This is a genomic window from Streptomyces sp. NPDC046716, from assembly GCF_040645755.1.
Taxonomy (GTDB): Bacteria; Actinomycetota; Actinomycetes; order Streptomycetales; family Streptomycetaceae; genus Streptomyces.
In genome coordinates this window covers 1-17,371 of record NZ_JBEYYU010000104.1, presented here as the reverse complement: position 1 = coordinate 17,371, position 17,371 = coordinate 1, and the positions used below count along the sequence as shown (strand labels likewise).

Here is a 17,371-nt window from a genome sequence, read left to right as displayed (position 1 = left end):
ATCGTCTGCTTGTCGTCCGGCTGACGGCCGGTGGGGCTTCTCGCGCAGTTCCCCGCGCCCCTGGACGAGCGGAGCTCGTTTCAGGGGCGCGGGGAACTGCGCGACCAGCCACGACGAGAGCCGCACCCGCGAAACAACCGAACCCGCAACGGCGCCTAGGCGTCGAACGGCCGAGCCGGCCACTCGGCATCGGCGGCCCGAAGCCCCTCGACCCCGCCCCCCGCGAGCGCCGCGCTCAACGCCAGCACCCCCACCACCAGGCAGTTGTTGTGCAGCTCCCCCTGAAGAACCCCCCGCACCAGCTCCCCCACCGGCACCCGGGCGAACTCCATGTCCGCCTCCTCGTCCTCCACCTCGAACCGCGCCCCGTCCGCCTCGGACAGCCCGCGAGCGAGAAAGATCCGCACGGCCTCCGAGCAGCCGCCCGGCGTCGTGTACACATCGGTCAGCACACGCCAGTCCTCGGCCTTGACGTGCGCCTCCTCGTACAGCTCCCGCTGCGCCGCGTGCAGCGGATTCTCACCGGGGACGTCGAGCAGCCCGGCCGGGATCTCCCAGAGCTTCATGGAGACGGGGTGCCGGTACTGCTTCAGGAGCAGCACCCGGTCCTGGTCGTCGAGGGCCAGCACGGCCACCGAGCCGGGGTGGACCTGATAGTCGCGCCGCGCCACGGACCCGTCCGGCATGACGACCTCGTCCGTACGCACCGAGGTCTTGTTCCCGACGAAGGGGGTCTCGGTCGCCCGGACCTCCCACTGCTCGGCGGTGTCCTTGATCGTCGTCATGCCGGAACGTCCTCCCACGAGCGCAAAAAAACCGGGGCACGTGCCGCATTTGGCACGCACCCCGGTAACCGTACATCGCTGGTACGACAGGCCTTACTTGGCCTTCTTGGCCCCCGCGGCGGCCTTCACCTTGCGCTCGACGGCGGCCTTGACCAGACCGGCGAACAGCGGGTGCGGTCGCGTCGGACGCGAGCGCAGCTCCGGGTGGGCCTGGGTGGCGACCAGGTAGGGGTGGACGTCGCGCGGGTACTCGACGTACTCGACGAGCTTGCCGTCCGGGGAGACGCCGGAGAACTGCAGCCCGGCCTTCTTCTCCAGCTCGGCGCGGTACGCGTTGTTCACCTCGTAGCGGTGACGGTGGCGCTCCTCGACGTACTCCTTGCCGTCGTACACCTCGCGCACGATGGAGTCCTCGGCGAGCTTCGCCGGGTACATGCCGAGTCGCATGGTGCCGCCCATGTCGCCCTCACCGGCGACGATGTCGAGCTGCTCGGCCATGGTGGAGATCACCGGGTGGGCGGTCGCCGCGTCGAACTCCGTCGAGTTCGCGTCGGGGATGTCGGCCAGGTTCCGGGCCGCCTCGATGACGGTGCACTGGAGGCCCAGGCAGAGACCGAGCAGCGGGATCTTGTTCTCGCGGGCGAACTGGATCGCGCCGACCTTGCCGGACACGCCACGGTCGCCGAAGCCGCCGGGGATGCAGATCGCGTCGGCGTCGCCGAGCTGCTTCTTGGCGCCGGCTGGCGTCTTGCAGTCGTCCGACGTGACCCACTTGATCTTGACGCGGGCCTTGTTGGCGAAGCCGCCGGCGCGCAGCGCCTCGGTCACCGACAGGTAGGCGTCGGGCAGGTCGATGTACTTGCCGACCAGGGCCATGACGATCTCGTGGTCGGGGTTGTGGACGCGGTCGAGCAGGTCGTCCCAGGTCGTCCAGTCCACGTCGCGGAACGGCAGGTCCAGCTTGCGGACGACGTACGCGTCGAGGCCCTCGGTGTGCACGACCTTCGGGATGTCGTAGATCGAACGGGCGTCGGGGCAGGCCACGACGGCGTCCTCGTCCACGTCGCACATCAGCGAGATCTTGCGCTTGATGGCGGTGGGGACCTCGCGGTCGCAGCGCAGCACGATGGCGTCCGGCTGGATGCCGATGTTGCGCAGGGCGGCCACCGAGTGCTGGGTGGGCTTGGTCTTCAGCTCGCCGGAGGGGCCGATGTAGGGCAGCAGCGAGATGTGCACGACGAAGACGTTGTCGCGGCCGACCTCGTGGCGGACCTGGCGGACCGTCTCCAGGAACGGCAGCGACTCGATGTCGCCGACCGTGCCGCCGACCTCGGTGATCACTACGTCGACCTCATCGGTCGCCATGCGGCGGATGCGGTGCTTGATCTCGTTCGTGATGTGCGGGATGACCTGGACGGTGTCGCCGAGGTACTCGCCGCGCCGCTCCTTGGCGATGACCTGCGAGTAGACCTGGCCGGTCGTGACGTTGGCCGAGCCGTCGAGGTCGACGTCGAGGAAACGCTCGTAGTGGCCGATGTCCAGGTCGGTCTCGGCGCCGTCGTTGGTGACGAACACCTCACCGTGCTGGAACGGGTTCATCGTGCCCGGGTCGACGTTCAGGTACGGGTCGAGCTTCTGCATGACGACGCGGAGGCCCCGTGCCTTGAGCAGCATCCCGAGGCTGGAGGCGGTGAGGCCCTTGCCGAGGGAGGAAGCGACACCCCCGGTGACGAAGATGTGCTTGGTCGTCGTGGATTTGGGCGTCATGGCCAAGAGGGGGCTCCCGTGGTCGCGGTCTGGGGTGCGTGCCGGGTCCTCCTGGGGAGGCGCCGTCGCTGCGGTTCGGGGGTTCTAGGACCACCGGCTCACGGGCTACCAGGGTATCAGCGCATCGGGGAGACTGCTTCCGGCCACGCTCCGCACACGCGTCACCACAAAGGTGCACCGGTATACCGCCGTCACGGCACACTCACCCGTTGCTCACCCGTTCGGCTCAGGCGCGTTGCCCTGAGCGGCACGCGGATCACTTGAGCGCGTCGTATCCTGCTCGGACACTCGGCTGGCGAGTCACCCAGGAAAACGGCACCACAACGGCAACACCCCCGCCCGTTCCCGCCCGTTCACCGGAACACGAAGTCCGATCGCATCCGATCGCCGGTGCCTCCACCGGAACAACCGGCTCGTCAGTTCGTTTGACAACCACGTATCAGGACGACGTATCAAGACCATTCGTTGACCGTTTGTTTGATGTGGTTGACGATCGTTAGTTGACCGTGAAGACCGCAGAGCGCATGCCCCTCGCAGCACTTTCGCCTCGCAGGGGTGTACGTGGCCGTTCGACTGGAGATGCACGTGGCCGGGCGCATCGAGGATTACGCACTCATCGGGGACATGCAGACCGCCGCCCTGGTCTGCCGGGACGGCACAGTCGACTGGCTGTGCCTGCCCCGCTTCGACTCGCATGCCATTTTCGCCGGGCTGCTCGGCACCGAGGATCATGGCTTCTGGCGCCTGGGCCCGGCCCACGCGGCCGACGCCGAGCCGCCGACGGCGACCCGGCGCACGTACCGGGGCGACTCGCTGATCCTCGAGTCGGAGTGGGAGACACCGCGCGGCACGGTCCGCGTCACCGACTTCATGCCGCCGCGCGACGGCGCGCCGCAGCTGACCCGGATCGTGGAGGGGGTCAGCGGTCGGGTGCCGATGCGTTCGGCCCTGCGGATGCGGTTCTCCTACGGCCGGATCACTCCGTGGGTGCACAAGGTGGACGGACGTACGGTCGCGGTGGCCGGGCCCGACTCCGTGTGGCTGGATTCCGACGCCGAGACGTACGGCAAGAACCTCACGACGTACTCGGACTTCACCGTGGCCCCGGGCGACCGCATCGCCTTCACCATCCAGTGGCAGCCCTCGCACAAGGAGCAGCCGCCGCTGCCGGATCCCGAGGGATCGCTCGTGGCGACGGAGCAGTTCTGGCGGGAGTGGGTGGAGCACTGTACGTACCACGGGCCCTACCGGGAGGCCGTGGTCCGCTCCCTCATCACGCTGAAGGCCCTCACGTACGCGCCGACGGGCGGCATCGTCGCCGCGCCCACGACCTCGCTGCCGGAGGAGATCGGCGGCGTACGGAACTGGGACTACCGGTACACCTGGCTGCGGGACGCGGCGATCACGCTGTCGTCGCTGCTGCGCACCGGGTACCGGGAGGAGGCGCGGGCGTGGCGCGAGTGGCTGCTGCGGGCCGTCGCCGGCGACCCGGAGAACCTGCAGATCATGTACGGCATCGCGGGTGAGCGGGAGCTCGGCGAGGCGGAGCTGGACTGGCTGCCCGGCTACGAGAACTCGGCGCCGGTCCGGGTGGGCAACGGCGCGGCGCACCAGCTCCAGCTCGACGTGTACGGCGAGGTGACGGAGGCCCTGCACCTGGCGCACATGACGGGCCTGGCCCGCAACGACTACGCGTCGCTGCTCCAGCTCAAGCTCATCCAGTACCTGGAGGGCCACTGGGACGAGCCGGACGAGGGCATCTGGGAGGTGCGCGGTCCGCGCCGGCACTTCGTGCACTCGAAGGTCATGGCGTGGGTGGCGGTCGACCGCACCATCAAGCTGATCGAGTCCGGTGACGCCGACGGACCGCTGGAGAAGTGGCGCGAACTGCGCGACGACATCCACCGGGACGTGTGCGAGAAGGGGTACGACAAGGAGCGCAACACCTTCACGCAGTCGTACGGCAGCAAGGAGCTGGACGCCTCGCTGCTGCTGATCCCCCAGATGGGCTTCCTGCCGCCCGACGACAAGCGCGTCATCGGCACCATCGAGGCGATCCAGCGGGAGCTGTCGACGACGGACGGGTTCATCCTCAGGTACCCCACCGACGGCGACAACGCGGGCGTCGACGGCCTCCCCGGCGACGAGGGCGCCTTCCTCGCCTGCTCGTTCTGGATGGCGGACGACCTCGCGATGATCGGCCGGGTCGACGAGGCCCGCAAGCTCTTCGAGAAGCTGCTGGCCCTCCGCAACGACCTGGGCCTGCTGGCCGAGGAGTGGGACCCGGTGCTGCAACGCCAGGTCGGCAACTTCCCGCAGGCTTTCAGCCACGTCCCCCTGATCGACACGGCCCTGCGGCTGACCGCTTCGGGGGCGTACGGGGGCTGAGACCGCCAGGCCCTGTCATCCGTGTCATGAGCGCCATGGTGACCGCACCATGGCGCTCATGACACGGAGCGAGGGCCGAAACGACAGCCCGCTCAAGCCTCCTCCGGCCGACTGCTGAGCAGGGCCAGGTAAGGGCTCAAGCGCCACGCGCGCACGGCGTCACCCATGACCTCCGCCCAGTCGTCGACGAGGTCCGGCAACAGACGTCCGGCCCGCTCCGCCTTGCCGGCATAAAGCAGCAGGCTGATCTGTTCGATGCGGAGCACGAGGGTCACCCCGTCCGTGCTTCCCAGAACCGATCGGCACCGGTACACCATCTCCTCCACTACTGCCACGGCTCGCCTGAAATCGCCTCGCGCCGCCAGTTCGGTGAGCAATGAGCGCCGCAGCGGCATCAGTTCCCAGGAGTTCACGCCCAACAGCCCTTCGCTCACGGCGAGTCGGGCCCCGGCATCGCCGGACTCCGTCTCCGGAGGAGCCAGGACGCTCAGCTGGGTTCGACGGCGGTGGACGTGCGAATGGTCGCGGCCGAGGGCGCGTTCCGCACGCGTCACGGTCTCGTCGACAAGCGCTCGCGCCCCTGCCGGGTCGATCCGCGACTTCACCGAGAGCGTGAGACAGAGCAGCCAGAAGGTGCTCGGGTGATCCGCTCCGAAGAGACGGCTCGCCCTCGTCAGCTGCTCCTCGAACAGCGGGCAGGCCCGTACGAAGTCGCCCTGCCACGTATGGGCCAGTCCTGTGAGCAGGCGTGCTCCCGCGGCCGCGGGGCTGTCCGTGCCCCCGACGCGCTCGAAAGAGGCGGCGCCCCGTGCGCTGAGATCCGCGCTGCGCGACGGATCGACCCCGGCCAGGTACAGCGCCGCCTTGTTCAACAAGTCCGCCGTCTCGGCAGTATCGGACTCCGCGGGGGCACGGCTCGCCAGCGCTTCCACGTGGGTCGCCCAGAGCCTTGCCGCCGGCCCCCACGCCGGGCCTTCGACTCTCGCCCGCCCCAGTACCCGAGCCGCGTGGTCGCGATGTCGAAGCGCCAGCTCCGGATCGGCTGCCCGGGCCGACGCCTGGACCAGGCGGTGCACCGAAAGGGTGTCCTCCCGCAGCGTGATCATGCTGTAGGCCGCGAGACGGCGGATGCCTTCGGTGACGGCGAAGGGGTCCGCGATTCCGTCCAAGTACGCTCTCGGGATTTCCTCCGGCGCCCACCAGGCGATGGTCCGCAGGATGCCTGTCGCCGTAGGCGTTTCGTCGAGGTGCTCCAGGGTGACCTGCCACACCCGGGCTACCGTCCGTTGCCCGTCCCCGCCTTCCGCGGAGGCGGCGAACATCTTGGAAGGCCACCGGAGAAGGAGATCCAGGTATCCCCTCGGAGAAACCCCCGCCTCACGGCAGTACGCGGCTGCTTGATCGACGGCCAGGGGAAGGCGCCCCAGTTCGGCGCAGAGTTCCCCGACGCCGTCCGGAGGGCCGGAGTGGACACGCGTGAACAGGTCGACGGCCTCGGTCGGTTCGAGTACGTCCAGCCGCAGCGCGGTGGTGGCCCCCCGCCAAGTCGTCGCGCTCAGCCGCGTAGTGATCAGAAAGCGTCCGCCCGGCGTGCGTGCCAGCAGTGGCCGGATGTCCGCCGGATCCGAGACATTGTCCAGGATCAGCAGCCAGCCCTCGTGGGAGGAGAGCCACTGGAGCACTCGCTCCCTGAGCGCCTCATCCGTCAGGACGCCCACCAGCGCGGGCTGGAGAGCCCGGCCGAGCGCGGCGAGGCCCGCGTCGACGGCGCTCGAGGAGTCCGCCGTGATCCACCACAGGGGGTTGTACTCGGTGGCGTGTCCGGCCGCCCAGCGAGCCGCCAAAGTGGACTTTCCGACTCCGCCCAGGCCGTGCACGGCGTGGACCGCGACATCCGAGGTATCGGCTAGTGCCCGGTCCAGCAGATCCAGTTCACGCGTGCGCCCGACGAACTGCTCCGTGCGCTGGGGCAGATGACACAGCCGTCCGGTGAAGTCGAGCGCCTCGGCCGGAAGAAGCGTCGCCCGCTCGACCTGTGTGACGAAGTCACCGGTCGAAACACTGCCGATGTCACGTCCCGCCGCGACCGCCCGCTCCCCCGACGCCTCCGCGGACGTCCCGTCGTTCACGTGTCCCCCGTGGACGCGCTCCCGATGCTCCCGCCCGCGGCCACCGACCGCGCACCGCTCGCGGTCACCGACGGCCCGCGAGCGGCCGAGGGCCCGAACAGGGCGTAGACGGTCAGCGCGAGACCGATCAGCCCCGCCGCGCCCCCCATCACGCTCGCCCAGGGATCAACCGCGTCGACATCCCGCACTCCGCCCACGAGCAGTCCGACGGCCCCCGCCGCACAGAGCCCGATCCCCGACCACATCAAGACCTTTGCCCGCCCCGTCATCCGTTCATCATCCTCTCTGCGCATCCCGGCCGCAGCAGTTCGCACTCCAAGTCGGCGTCCGGGGCCCGGCCGCCCTACTCTGGGCGCACAGCGGCACCACACCGGATGTCGCCATCAGTGCCTGCGAGCGCGGTACTGACGGGGAGGCGCGCATGTCCGAGGCAGGTCAGGTTCCGTCGCCACCGGCCGCCGAGCAGTGTGGAGCCACGTCGGTCGAGGCCACCGGGGAGCGCGCCGTGGCCGTCGGCCGCGATCTGGGCCTGGCCCTGACGGGCGACCACAACACCATCAATCAATACTTTGTCTTCGGCACCGGAGATCACGGGTCCGTCTCTCCAGCCACGCCACGGATCAGAGCCGTGGTGCCCGTTCTGATCGGGCTGATCAACTGGGTCGGCCAGGCCGCGTCGGTCCATCCAGGCCGCCGTCTAGTGCGGTCCTACGTGGAACAGGCTCTGCGCGAGACAGGCGGACCGAATGTGGTCGGATACGGCGAGGAGCAGGGCGACGACGGGACTCTGCTCCTGTTCACCGGGGCGACGGACCTGATCGAACTGGGGGCCGCCCTGCTGACCGAGCTGGACCGAATGATGTCCGAGGACTGGACCGACATCACGCACCGGCCCGGATATCTCCTGCCACAGCTGCGACTCGTCCTGCACACGGGGCACGGCGAGTACGACGGATCGCGCATCTCCAGCCCGGCCCTCGTCGGGACGATCCGAGCGCATGCCCGGACGACCTCGCTCAACGACGCGTACGCGGGTGACGCCGTCGGTGTCGTGGCGCTGGTGACGAACGAGGCGTTCGACGCCGACGTCTACGACCGGCTGAACGGGAGCGGTTACAGGTGGCTGCCCTTCTCCCAGCACATGGAAGACGTGAGCCCATTGGGCTTCTGGACTCGCGGCGCCCGAGGCGCGGCCGCCGCAGCGCCCAGGTGAGCATCCGACCGCGGTGGCGCTCGGTCACCCCGGCCAGAATGTGATGCACGACACAACAGTCGGCCCGCCGGGCAATCTCCGGTGCGGCACCACGAGTTGTCACGGCGTCGCGGCTGATGATCGTCTCCGTGACCGGGCGGATATGTTCCGGGATCGTCCGCGCCGGTACCGTCCGCATCATGGACAGCACCTCGCCCGAGTACGCGCCGTACTCCCCTCCCTCCGCACCCGCCGGGATCACCGTGCAGCGGGCCCTGGAGCTGCCCGGGCTGCGCAGTGGGCTGCCCGAGGTGGTGGCGGGCGGGGACCGGCTGCAGCGGACCGTGCGGTGGGTGCACGCGGGTGAGGTGCCGAACATCGCGTCGCTGCTCAAGGGCGGCGAGCTGCTGCTGACCACGGGGTTCGGCCTCGGCACGCGCCCGGCCGAGCAGCGGGCCTTCGTGCGCAAGCTGGCCGAGCGGGGCATCGCCGCGCTGGTGATCGAGCTGGGGCAGCGGTTCGCGCGGCTGCCCGCCGCGCTGGTGGAGACGGCGCGGGCGGCGGGACTCCCGCTGGTGCAGCTGCACCGCGAGGTCCCCTTCGTGACCGTCACCGAGGAGATCCACACCGAGATCGTCAACGGCCACTACGCGCTGCTGCAACGCGCGGAGGAGGTCCACCGGCGCTGCACGAACGCGCTGCTGGACGGCGGCGGGGTGCCGCAGGTCCTGCGGATCCTGGCCGAGTTCAGCGGCAACCCGGTGTTCCTGGAGACCGCCGACGGACAGCTGCTGTACGCGGCCGGTGCCGACGGCGACATCACCGATCCGCTCCAGGTCTGGGAGGGCATGCGCGGCACGCACCAGGACGAGCCGCCGAGCGGGGCGCTGCTCGTGGACGTGCCGGGCGGCGGTCCCGGGACGGGGTCGGTGCGGGCACGCCTCGTGCTGCTCCCGGTGTCGTCGGCGCCGGCGCCCGTGCACCGGATCGCCGCGGAGCGGGCCGCCGGGTCGCTGGCCGTCGTGCTGATGCAGGCGCGGCAGGAGGAGGAACTGGCGGCGCGCGGGCGCGGCGACTTCCTCACCGATCTCGCGGAGGGCCGGATCACGCCGGAGGACGCCCCGGCGCAGGCCCGGGTCCTCGGCTTCCGGCCGACCGGTCAGGGTCCGCTGCTGCCGGTGGTGATGCGGATGCCGGGGACGCCGGACACGACGCTGAGCCTGTCACCGGGCGGCGGCTGGGCGGTGCTGGCGCGGGCCGTGTCGGAGGAGCTGGCGTCGGTCGGCGTGCCCGTGCTGCTCGGCGTACGGCCCGTGGAGGGCCGGGTGCCGCTGCTGCTCGGGCTGCGTTCGGAGTCGGAGCGCACGGCGGTCGCCGACCGGGTGGCGGCGGCGCTGCGGGCGGGCGTGGAGCGGGCCGGGATGCAGCGCACCGGCGGCCGGCCGCCGGTGGTCGTGGTCGGCGGCGCGGGCGGCTGGGCGGCGGCCGCCGCGGGGCTGCGGCACGCGGCGGAGACGGCGACGGCCGCGCAGGGCCTCACCGACCGCCCGTGGTTCGACGCGCGGCGCCTGGACATCGACCTGCTGCTGTGGCGGCTGCGCGACCACCCCGATCTGGCGGCGTTCGTGGAGCGGGCGATCGGCCCCCTCCAGGACCACGACAAACGCTCGAAGCCTCCCCTGCTGCCCACCCTCCAGACCTATCTGGCCCACGCGGGCCGCAAGGCGGAGACGGCCCGTGAACTGCACCTGAACCGCCAGACGCTGTACAACCGCCTCGCGCGGATAGGCGAGTTGCTGGGGACGGATCTGGACGATCCGCAGACGGTCCTGGCACTGAGCCTGGCGCTGCGGGCGCGACGGCACGTGGGGTAGCCGGCCGGTCAGAAGGTTCCGGCCAACTCGTCGTACACGCTGAGCACTTGGGTGACCGTCGCGTCCTCGCTCGGCCAGGAGGCGGCCTGCGCGGTGCCGGCGTCGCGCAGTGCGGCGCACCGCTCGGGGTCCGCGAGCAGCCCTTCGATCGCGCGGGCCAGGGCGGGCGCGTCTCCATAGGGCACCAGTTCGGCCGCGTCGCCGACGAGTTCGGGGATGCCGCCGACGTCGGTGGCGACGAGCGGTACGCGCGCGTGCAGGGCCTCCTGGGCGAGCAGCGAGCGGGATTCCCAGCTGCTCGGCAGGACGGCGATGTCGGCGGCGTGCAGCAGATCGGCGACGTCGTCCCGGCGGCCGACGAGGCGTACCGGCAGGCCCTCGCTCTCGATCCGGCGCTGGAGGACGCCCCGCTGCGGTCCCTCCCCCGCGATGACGAGGAGCGGCGCCGGGTCGAGATCGAGCCAGGCATGGGCGGCGTCGAGCAGCACTTCGTAGCCGCGGTGCCGCTCGAGTGTGCCGACCGACATCAGCAACGGTCGCCCGACCGCGCCCAGTTCGGCCCGAGTCTTGTGGCGGGCGCGCTCGGCGTCGTCCTCCTGGGAGGGCTCGGGGCGGCGCGGCGGCGGGAAGGAGACGGCGGCGAGCCGGGCGTCCCGGGCGCCGCGCGAGCGGGCCCGGTCGACCAGGTCGGACGAGGTGCCGAGCACGACGGACGCGGCCCTGGCGACGCGCCGCTCCAGCATCCGCAGCAGATGGGCCCGGGCCCCTTCCGCGTACGACCGGGTGTGCCAGGTGACGACGAGCGGGATCCGGCGGCCGCTGAGCGCGAGGGAGGCGCGCAGCGCGGCGTGCAGTCCGTGGGCGTGCACCAGATCGGCGTCGGCGCAGGCCACGCGGAGCGCGGCGACGGACGCCGGGTCGCTGCTGCGCGGCACCGGCAGATGGTGGGCACCGACCTCGCTGAACCCGTACGCGCGCTCGGCCTCGGACGGCGCGCAGACCGTGACCCGCACCCCGCGGGCGACCAACCCGGCCGTCAGGGAACGGACATGGGCGCTGCTGCCCGCACTGCCGCCGCCCAGCACTTGCACGGTGCGCAGCGGCGTCTGTCCGTGCGCTGCGTGGCTGCTCACGTGGCTCACGTGACCGGGCTCCTGGTCGATAGGCGCGGTGGGGAAAGGGGGAAACGGAGGATGCGTGCGTTCGAGGTGCCAAGGATGCCAGCCCGTACGGGCGTTCCGGCACCGCTCACGGTCTCTCACCGCGCGACTCCGGGCAACACGGCACACCGGACCACTCACACGGGTGACTTGACACCTCCACACCGTCTCCCCCGGGGGCGCACGAAGTGTGCTCCTCAGGGGCGCGGGGAACCGCGCGCCCCGCCACACTCAGCGGTCGGCCGCCGGACCGCGCTCACCCATCGGCCCGCGCCGCCGCCAGCAGCTCCTCCGCGTGCGCCCGCGCCGTCTCGGAGTCCTCCTGCCCGGCGAGCATCCGCGACAACTCCCGTACGCGCTCCTCCCCTTCGAGCACGGTGACACCGGAACGGGTGACCGATCCGTCGTTCGTCTTTTCGACGAGCAGCTGCCGGTCGGCGAACGCGGCGACCTGCGGCAGGTGCGTGACGACCACGACCTGCGCCGACTTGGCCAGCTTGGCGAGGCGCCGCCCGATCTCGACCGCGGCCTTGCCGCCGACGCCGGCGTCGACCTCGTCGAAGAGATAGGTGGGCACCGGGTCGGTGCCGGCGAAGACGACCTCGACCGCGAGCATCACGCGGGAGAGCTCACCGCCGGAGGCACCCTTGGCGATGGGCCGCGGCGGGGCGCCGGGGTGCGGGGCGAGCAGCAGCTCCACCTCGTCGGCGCCGCTCGGCCCGCACGCCACGGTCCGGCCGTCGACCTCCACACCGTCGCCGGCGTCGGTCTCGGCCTGCCGGATGTCGAAGGAGATCCGGGCGTGCGGCATCGCGAGCGAGGCCAGCTCCTCGGTGACGGCGGCGGCGAACCGCGCGGCCGCCTCCACCCGGGCGTTCGTCAACTCCTGCGCGAGCAGGCTGAGTTCACCGCGCAGCTCGTCGCGCTCGGCCGTCAGTTCGCCGATCCGCTCGTCGTCGCCGTCGAGTTCGAGCAGGCGCGCGGCGCTCTGCTCGGCCCAGGTCAGCACGGCCTCGGTGCCGCCACCGTCCTCGCCGTACTTCCGGGTGAGCGCGGTCAGCGCGGCGCGGCGCTCCTCGACGGCCGCCAGCCGCAGCGGGTCGGCGTCCAAGTCGTCCGCGTATCCGGCGAGTTCGGCGGCGACGTCGGTGAGCAGGATCTGCACCTCGCCGATCCGCTCGGCGAGCGTGCCGAGAGCGGCGTCGTGCGAACGCACCGCCTCCAGGGCCCGGTGGGCGCCGCCGACCAGCGTCTGGGCGTCCACGCCCTCCGGGTCCTCGGGGTTCCCGGCGAGCGCGCCGTGGGCGGCCGCGGCGGCGGAGGCCAGCGCTTCGGCGTGGCCGAGCCGCGACGCCTCCTCGGCCAGCTCGACGTCCTCCCCGGCGCGGGGCTCCACGGCGGCGATCTCGTCGAGCCCGAACCGCAGCAGATCGGCCTCCTGCGCCCGCTCACGGGCGCGCGTGGTGATCTCCTCGAGCTCGGCGCCGACGGCCTTCGACCGCTTGTACACACCCGCGTACTTGGCGAGCGGCTTCGCCACGGCGTCCCCGGCGTACCGGTCGAGCGCCTGCCGCTGCCGCCCTTGCTTGAGCAGCCCCTGCTGGTCGGTCTGGCCGTGCACCGCGACGAGTTCGTCCGCGAGCTCCGCGAGCACGCCGACGGGCACCGAGCGGCCGCCCAGGTGGGCCCGCGAGCGCCCCTCGGCGGAAACGGTACGGCTGACGAGCAGCACACCGTCCTCCAGCTCGGCCCCGGCCTCTTCGGCCCGTGCGGCCGCGCCGGAGCCGACGGGCACCCTGACGCTCCCCTCGACCACCGCGTGCTTCGCGCCGATCCGTACGAGCGCGGGGTCGGCGCGCCCGCCCAGCAACAGCCCGAGGCTCGTGACGACCATGGTCTTGCCCGCGCCGGTCTCACCGGTCACCGCCGTGAAACCGGGCGACAGCTCGACCACCGCGTCGTCGATGACTCCGAGCGACCGTATCCGCATCTCCTCCAACACGGACACGACCTTACGAGGTCGGGGGCCGTCAGTGCGACGGGCCCCGGCCCCCGGCACCGAACCAGCAGGTGGTGCGAGCCCCCTGTCACCCGTGCGTGTGCCCCGGGGTGGGCCTGTCCCGCGTACCGCCCGACGGGGCCGCACCAGGGCGGCGCACGGCCCCGTCCGCGCACGCCGGCCCCATGAGTACGGCACTGGCACGGGCGGCTCTCAGGGCCCATCCCGCGGCGTTCCTGGGGACGGGCGTGGTGGCGTTGTTCGCCGCGACGGTGGTGAGCGCCTCGACGACGGTTCTCACGCCGACGGGTTCCGGCGACATATCTCCATCGGCCCGTCACACCCTCACGACAAACGGAGTCGGTGACATCGCCGCGGTGCCGCTGATCGAGTCGGTCTATATGTCGATCTTCGTGGTGGTCGCCACGATGGGCACCGCGACGGTCACGGGGCAGGGGGTGGCCACGGCGCCTGTCCGGCGGCTCCTAGGAGTCTCTCCCGTCCAGCAGCCCGGCCACCGTGCGCAGCGTCCCGGCCTGCGGATCCCGCCCGGTCAGCCGCTCGGCGACACGCTGCCAGGCCGCCGGGTCCGTACCGAGCCGGTCGCGCACCAGCGCCACGAGGTCGACGCGGGCCGCGGCGGCCGCGGGCGGCGCGTCCGCGCGGCGTGCGGTGCCGCTCAGGTACGCGAGGACGCGGCCGGCCGGTGCCGCCAGATGCAGGAGGTCGGTGCCGGTCAGCAGATCCGCGTCGAGCAGACCGTCCAACTGGGTGGCGGTCGGCGCCGTGAACAGGCCGCCGAGTCCGTACCGGGCCCGCTCCCGGGTGAGCCGCGCTCCCGCGGGCAGACCGTGCGGTCCCGGCTCCGGGAGCAGCGCCGCGTGCCGCAGCTGTACGTCCTCGGGGACTCCGGCGAGTACGACCAGGTCGGCCCAGTACGGGATCGGGTCCTCGGCGTGGGCGGCTTCGAGGGCCACCCAGTCGACCGGCCGCCCCGGCGGCAGCGCCTCGACCGTGTCGCGTGCCTGCGCGGCGCTCCGGGCCCGCCGCAGCTTGCCGACCAGCTTCCCCGGCGCCAGTTCGCGATCGAGGCGGGCCTGGATCACCGCGGCCGGATCCCCGGACGCGAGGGCCTTCGCGCAGACGGTGGTGGCGGTGCGGCCGAGCAGGTCCCGGCCCGCGAGCCGGGCGAGCCGGTCGGCGCCGCCGTGCTCCAGCAGCCGCAGACAGCCGAGGAGTTGATGCCCGAGGCCGAGCCGCGCCCCTTCTGCGACGAGAATCCCCTCGACGAGGTCGGGCTCGGCGGAGTCCAGCCAGGCCAGGCCCCCGTCCGGCCGGTCGCCGCCGTCGGCACGCCACGCGGCCAGCACGCCGTCCCTCAGCGGCGGCCGGCAGCGGTGCGCTATGCGCAGCACGGTGGGCCGGGGAATCCAGTTCCGCAACAGTTCGAGGTCGACATCGGGGTCGTCGAGGTCGACAAGTCGCTCCAGCGAGGCCGCGTCGAGCCAGCGGGACTGCGCGGCGAGGACCCGCAGTGCGGCCGGGTCGCGGGCCGCGAGCAACCGGTCGAGGAGCGGGCGCGGCGTGTGGTCGTGCCGCAGGAGATGGGCGGCGAGCAGCCAGGGCCCGTCGGGGCCGAGCCGGGGCAGCACGGCGTCGACGGCCTCGGCGTCCGCCAGGCTCAGCAGGGTGCCGACCGGCCAGGCCCACAGGTGGTTCCCCCGCTCGAGGAGCTTGATCGCCTCGTCGGGGGTGCGGGGCTGCTGCCGCTCCCCGGGCGCGGGCACGGCGCTCCGGGTGCGGGCGCTTCTCAGCAGTTCCTCCCAGGTCGGCCCCTCCGCGTCGGCGCCGGAGGCGAGCGCGGCCAGGGCGAGCCAGGCGTCGGGGTCCGTCCCCAGCTCGGCCCGCAGCCGTCGGGCGAGCGCGGCCCGCCAGGCGTGGGCGAACGCGAGCCGCCGCCAGTCGTGGGGCAACAGCAGCAGCCGGTGCGCGGGCAGCAGGGCGAGCAGCGCGTCGGCGCTCAACACACCCTGCGCATAGGCGTGCTCGGTGACCTGCGCCCCTGAGCCATGGGTCTGCGGCAGCTCCGCGCACACCTCAGCGAGACCGGGCGTCCGGTACGCGACGCCGTCCTCGGACACGGGGATCCGGTGCGGCGCGCAGGCCTCGGCGAACCAGCGCGGCGTGGCGAGCCCGGGCGCGTCACCCCAGTCGTACTCGGCCAACGCGCCCAGGACTTCGGGGTCTTCGGGGTACGGCGCGCCGACGGGGGCCGCGGAGTACAGCAGATCGAGTGCGGCCAGGGCGACGGACCGGTCGCGGCGGTTCAGCGGGGCGCGCGGCGCCGGGACCGCCACGGCCGGCCGAGGCTGCTCCTGCGGTGGGCTCACGTCCGCCTTGCTCGCCCGGACCATCAACTCCGCGAGGCTCCCCCGGTGTTCAGCCAGCAGAGCGTCGAACGCCGCCCAACTCTCCGTACGCTCCCCGAGATGGGCCTCGGTCGCGGCACGCAGTCCGGCGATCGTCGCCGGGTCCAGCAGCCGTCGCTCCGCGAGGCGGGCGAGCGCGTCCAGGGCGTGCCCGGCGGGCCGCGCGGTGCTGATCAGGTCGGCCGGGTCGAGCAGTCCGGCACCGGCCATGCCCTCGGCCCAGCGGACGGCGCCGTCGTCGAGCTCCTCCTCGGCGAGGCGCCGCGCGGGCGGCGTGCTGTTCCCGGCGCGGCGGCCGCCGGCCCGCCAGGGTTCGTTGAGCACGCTCAGCCGGAACGCCGTGCGCTGCGCGTCGCCGGCCGCCTCGTGCCGGGCCAGCTCCTCGCAGGCCGTGGGCATGAACGGGTGCTCGGCGTGCGCCCGGGCCAGGGCGTCGATGTCATGGGCGTACGGCTCGGACAGCAGATCGCGCAGTGTGCTGGTGCCGCGGGCCGTGGCGAGGAGCGCGGGCAGCCGCGCCGGGTCCTCGTAGGGCTCGCCCTGTGCGCGCAGGGCGCGCGGCCCGTCGTGGTCGAGGCCGCGCGCGCCCGCCAGCGCCTCGGTGACCTCGTCGACGACGGGCCGACCGAGCAGCGCGGCCACCCCTGGATCGTCGAGCAGCGCGCGTACGGCGTCCGGGCCGCTCCGCTCCCAGACCCGCACCAGGGCGTACCGCTGGGCGACCTGGCGGACGCCGGGACGCAGTGCGGCGGCGACGAGCTGTGGGTCGCCGGAGCCGAGCAGCGGCGCGAGCCAGGCGCGCGTGACCTCGCCGCCCGCCGTCAGTTCGGCGCGGAGCGCGGGGTCGAGCGGGACGGTGTCGAGGCGGTGCGCGACGGTGCGGCGCAGGGAGGCGGTGGCGCGCGGCGAGCGGTAGACGGCGGCGGCGACCCGGGGGTCCCCGGTCTCCAGCAGCCGGGCCAGCACCCGTGGGTCGAGGCGGGTGTGGCGGGCGAGGGCGGTGCGGCAGCGGCTGTCGCCGTGGTCGACGACGGCGGAGACGAGTGCGGGCGCGGGCGGCGCACCGCCGGAGAGCAGGTCGGCCGTGGCCCGCTCGGGCAGGACGGCCAGCGCGGCGGCGGCATCCCGTGGCTCGGCGTGTTCGAGGAGCAGCCCGAGCGTGGCGTGCGCGGACCGGGGCACGGGAGGCCGCAACGCGCCGTCCCGCGCGACGGCCGGCAGCCCCTCGGCGAGCAGCTCGGGCAGGCTGCCCCGGTACCCGGCGAGCAGGCCGTACAGGGCCCGCCAGCGATCCAGGTCGCCGCCGAGGTGACGCCCGGTCAACTCCCGCAGGACGTCCTGGGCTTCACCGTCCGCTCCCCCGGCGGCGGCCACCTTCGCCGCCACCGACCGGGCCGGCCGCGTCCGCCGCACCGCATCGAGCGCGGTGCCGCTCGCAGCGGCCGTCCCCGCACCGGATTCCAGTATCCCGACCAGGGCCCGCCCGGCCGCCCCCACCTGCACATCTGCCATGACGGAAATGCTAGATCCGCCCACTGACAACGGAGCTCCCACTAAAGGGTGTTGCACAAGGCCGTGATCTGGGCATCTCCGGTGTATGGCTGGGGTGTTGAGGGCTGAACGTGTGTGGGTGGAGACGTTCACGGGG

At 72.7% G+C, this 17,371-nt stretch carries 10 protein-coding genes; 3 read left to right on the top strand and 7 right to left on the bottom strand.

What is annotated here, in order from left to right:
• Positions 1-155 precede the first annotated feature (155 nt).
• Positions 156-785 (bottom strand): NUDIX hydrolase, encoded by a 630-nt coding sequence (locus ABZ930_RS39930; protein ID WP_361559995.1) that lies wholly within the window; start codon positions 783-785, stop codon positions 156-158.
• Between the two features lie 93 nt (positions 786-878).
• On the bottom strand, positions 879-2,552 hold the full coding sequence (locus tag ABZ930_RS39925) for a CTP synthase (RefSeq protein ID WP_361559992.1): 1,674 nt from the start codon (positions 2,550-2,552) through the stop codon (positions 879-881).
• Positions 2,553-3,137: 585 nt separating this feature from the next.
• Here ABZ930_RS39925 and ABZ930_RS39920 point away from each other — a divergent pair.
• Positions 3,138-4,940, top strand: coding sequence for a glycoside hydrolase family 15 protein (locus ABZ930_RS39920; RefSeq protein WP_361560001.1), 1,803 nt, complete (start codon positions 3,138-3,140; stop codon positions 4,938-4,940).
• 92 nt (positions 4,941-5,032) lie between these two features.
• Here ABZ930_RS39920 and ABZ930_RS39915 read toward each other — a convergent pair whose 3' ends face one another.
• Both ABZ930_RS39915 and ABZ930_RS39910 read right to left on the bottom strand, forming a co-directional pair.
• The gene (locus ABZ930_RS39915; RefSeq protein ID WP_361559989.1) at positions 5,033-7,069 is read right to left on the bottom strand and encodes a tetratricopeptide repeat protein; all 2,037 of its coding nucleotides are present in this window, start codon (positions 7,067-7,069) and stop codon (positions 5,033-5,035) included.
• Positions 7,066-7,338: a hypothetical protein gene (locus ABZ930_RS39910; protein WP_361559986.1), complete on the bottom strand. Its 273-nt coding sequence runs from the start codon at positions 7,336-7,338 to the stop codon at positions 7,066-7,068. The genes ABZ930_RS39915 and ABZ930_RS39910 overlap by 4 nt, the downstream gene beginning before the upstream one ends.
• A 152-nt stretch (positions 7,339-7,490) precedes the next feature.
• Between ABZ930_RS39910 and ABZ930_RS39905 the strand changes: the two genes are divergently transcribed.
• Entirely contained in the window at positions 7,491-8,282 is a 792-nt protein-coding gene (locus ABZ930_RS39905) for a hypothetical protein (RefSeq protein WP_361559984.1), read from the top strand.
• 179 nt (positions 8,283-8,461) lie between these two features.
• Complete coding sequence (locus tag ABZ930_RS39900; protein ID WP_361559981.1) at positions 8,462-10,135, top strand: PucR family transcriptional regulator; 1,674 nt, start codon at positions 8,462-8,464, stop codon at positions 10,133-10,135.
• 8 nt (positions 10,136-10,143) lie between these two features.
• On the opposite strand, the gene ABZ930_RS39895 is transcribed toward ABZ930_RS39900, so the two are convergent.
• From ABZ930_RS39895 to ABZ930_RS39885, 3 genes are all read right to left on the bottom strand, one after another.
• On the bottom strand, positions 10,144-11,277 hold the full coding sequence (locus tag ABZ930_RS39895; protein ID WP_361559978.1) for a glycosyltransferase family 4 protein: 1,134 nt from the start codon (positions 11,275-11,277) through the stop codon (positions 10,144-10,146).
• 274 nt (positions 11,278-11,551) lie between these two features.
• The gene (gene recN, locus ABZ930_RS39890; protein WP_361559998.1) at positions 11,552-13,285 is read right to left on the bottom strand and encodes a DNA repair protein RecN; all 1,734 of its coding nucleotides are present in this window, start codon (positions 13,283-13,285) and stop codon (positions 11,552-11,554) included.
• Positions 13,286-13,779: 494 nt separating this feature from the next.
• Positions 13,780-17,235: a hypothetical protein gene (locus tag ABZ930_RS39885; protein ID WP_361559975.1), complete on the bottom strand. Its 3,456-nt coding sequence runs from the start codon at positions 17,233-17,235 to the stop codon at positions 13,780-13,782.
• Positions 17,236-17,371 lie beyond the last annotated feature (136 nt).

Excerpts from the sequence above, each read along its gene's own strand:
- recN (WP_361559998.1), bottom strand. The coding sequence starts at position 13,285 with ATGCGGATACGGTCGCTCGGAGTCATCGACGACGCGGTGGTCGAGCTG.
- ABZ930_RS39900 (WP_361559981.1), top strand. The coding sequence starts at position 8,462 with ATGGACAGCACCTCGCCCGAGTACGCGCCGTACTCCCCTCCCTCCGCA.
- ABZ930_RS39885 (WP_361559975.1), bottom strand. The coding sequence starts at position 17,235 with ATGGCAGATGTGCAGGTGGGGGCGGCCGGGCGGGCCCTGGTCGGGATA.
- ABZ930_RS39905 (WP_361559984.1), top strand. The coding sequence starts at position 7,491 with ATGTCCGAGGCAGGTCAGGTTCCGTCGCCACCGGCCGCCGAGCAGTGT.
- ABZ930_RS39930 (WP_361559995.1), bottom strand. The coding sequence starts at position 785 with ATGACGACGATCAAGGACACCGCCGAGCAGTGGGAGGTCCGGGCGACC.
- ABZ930_RS39925 (WP_361559992.1), bottom strand. The coding sequence starts at position 2,552 with ATGACGCCCAAATCCACGACGACCAAGCACATCTTCGTCACCGGGGGT.
- ABZ930_RS39910 (WP_361559986.1), bottom strand. The coding sequence starts at position 7,338 with ATGACGGGGCGGGCAAAGGTCTTGATGTGGTCGGGGATCGGGCTCTGT.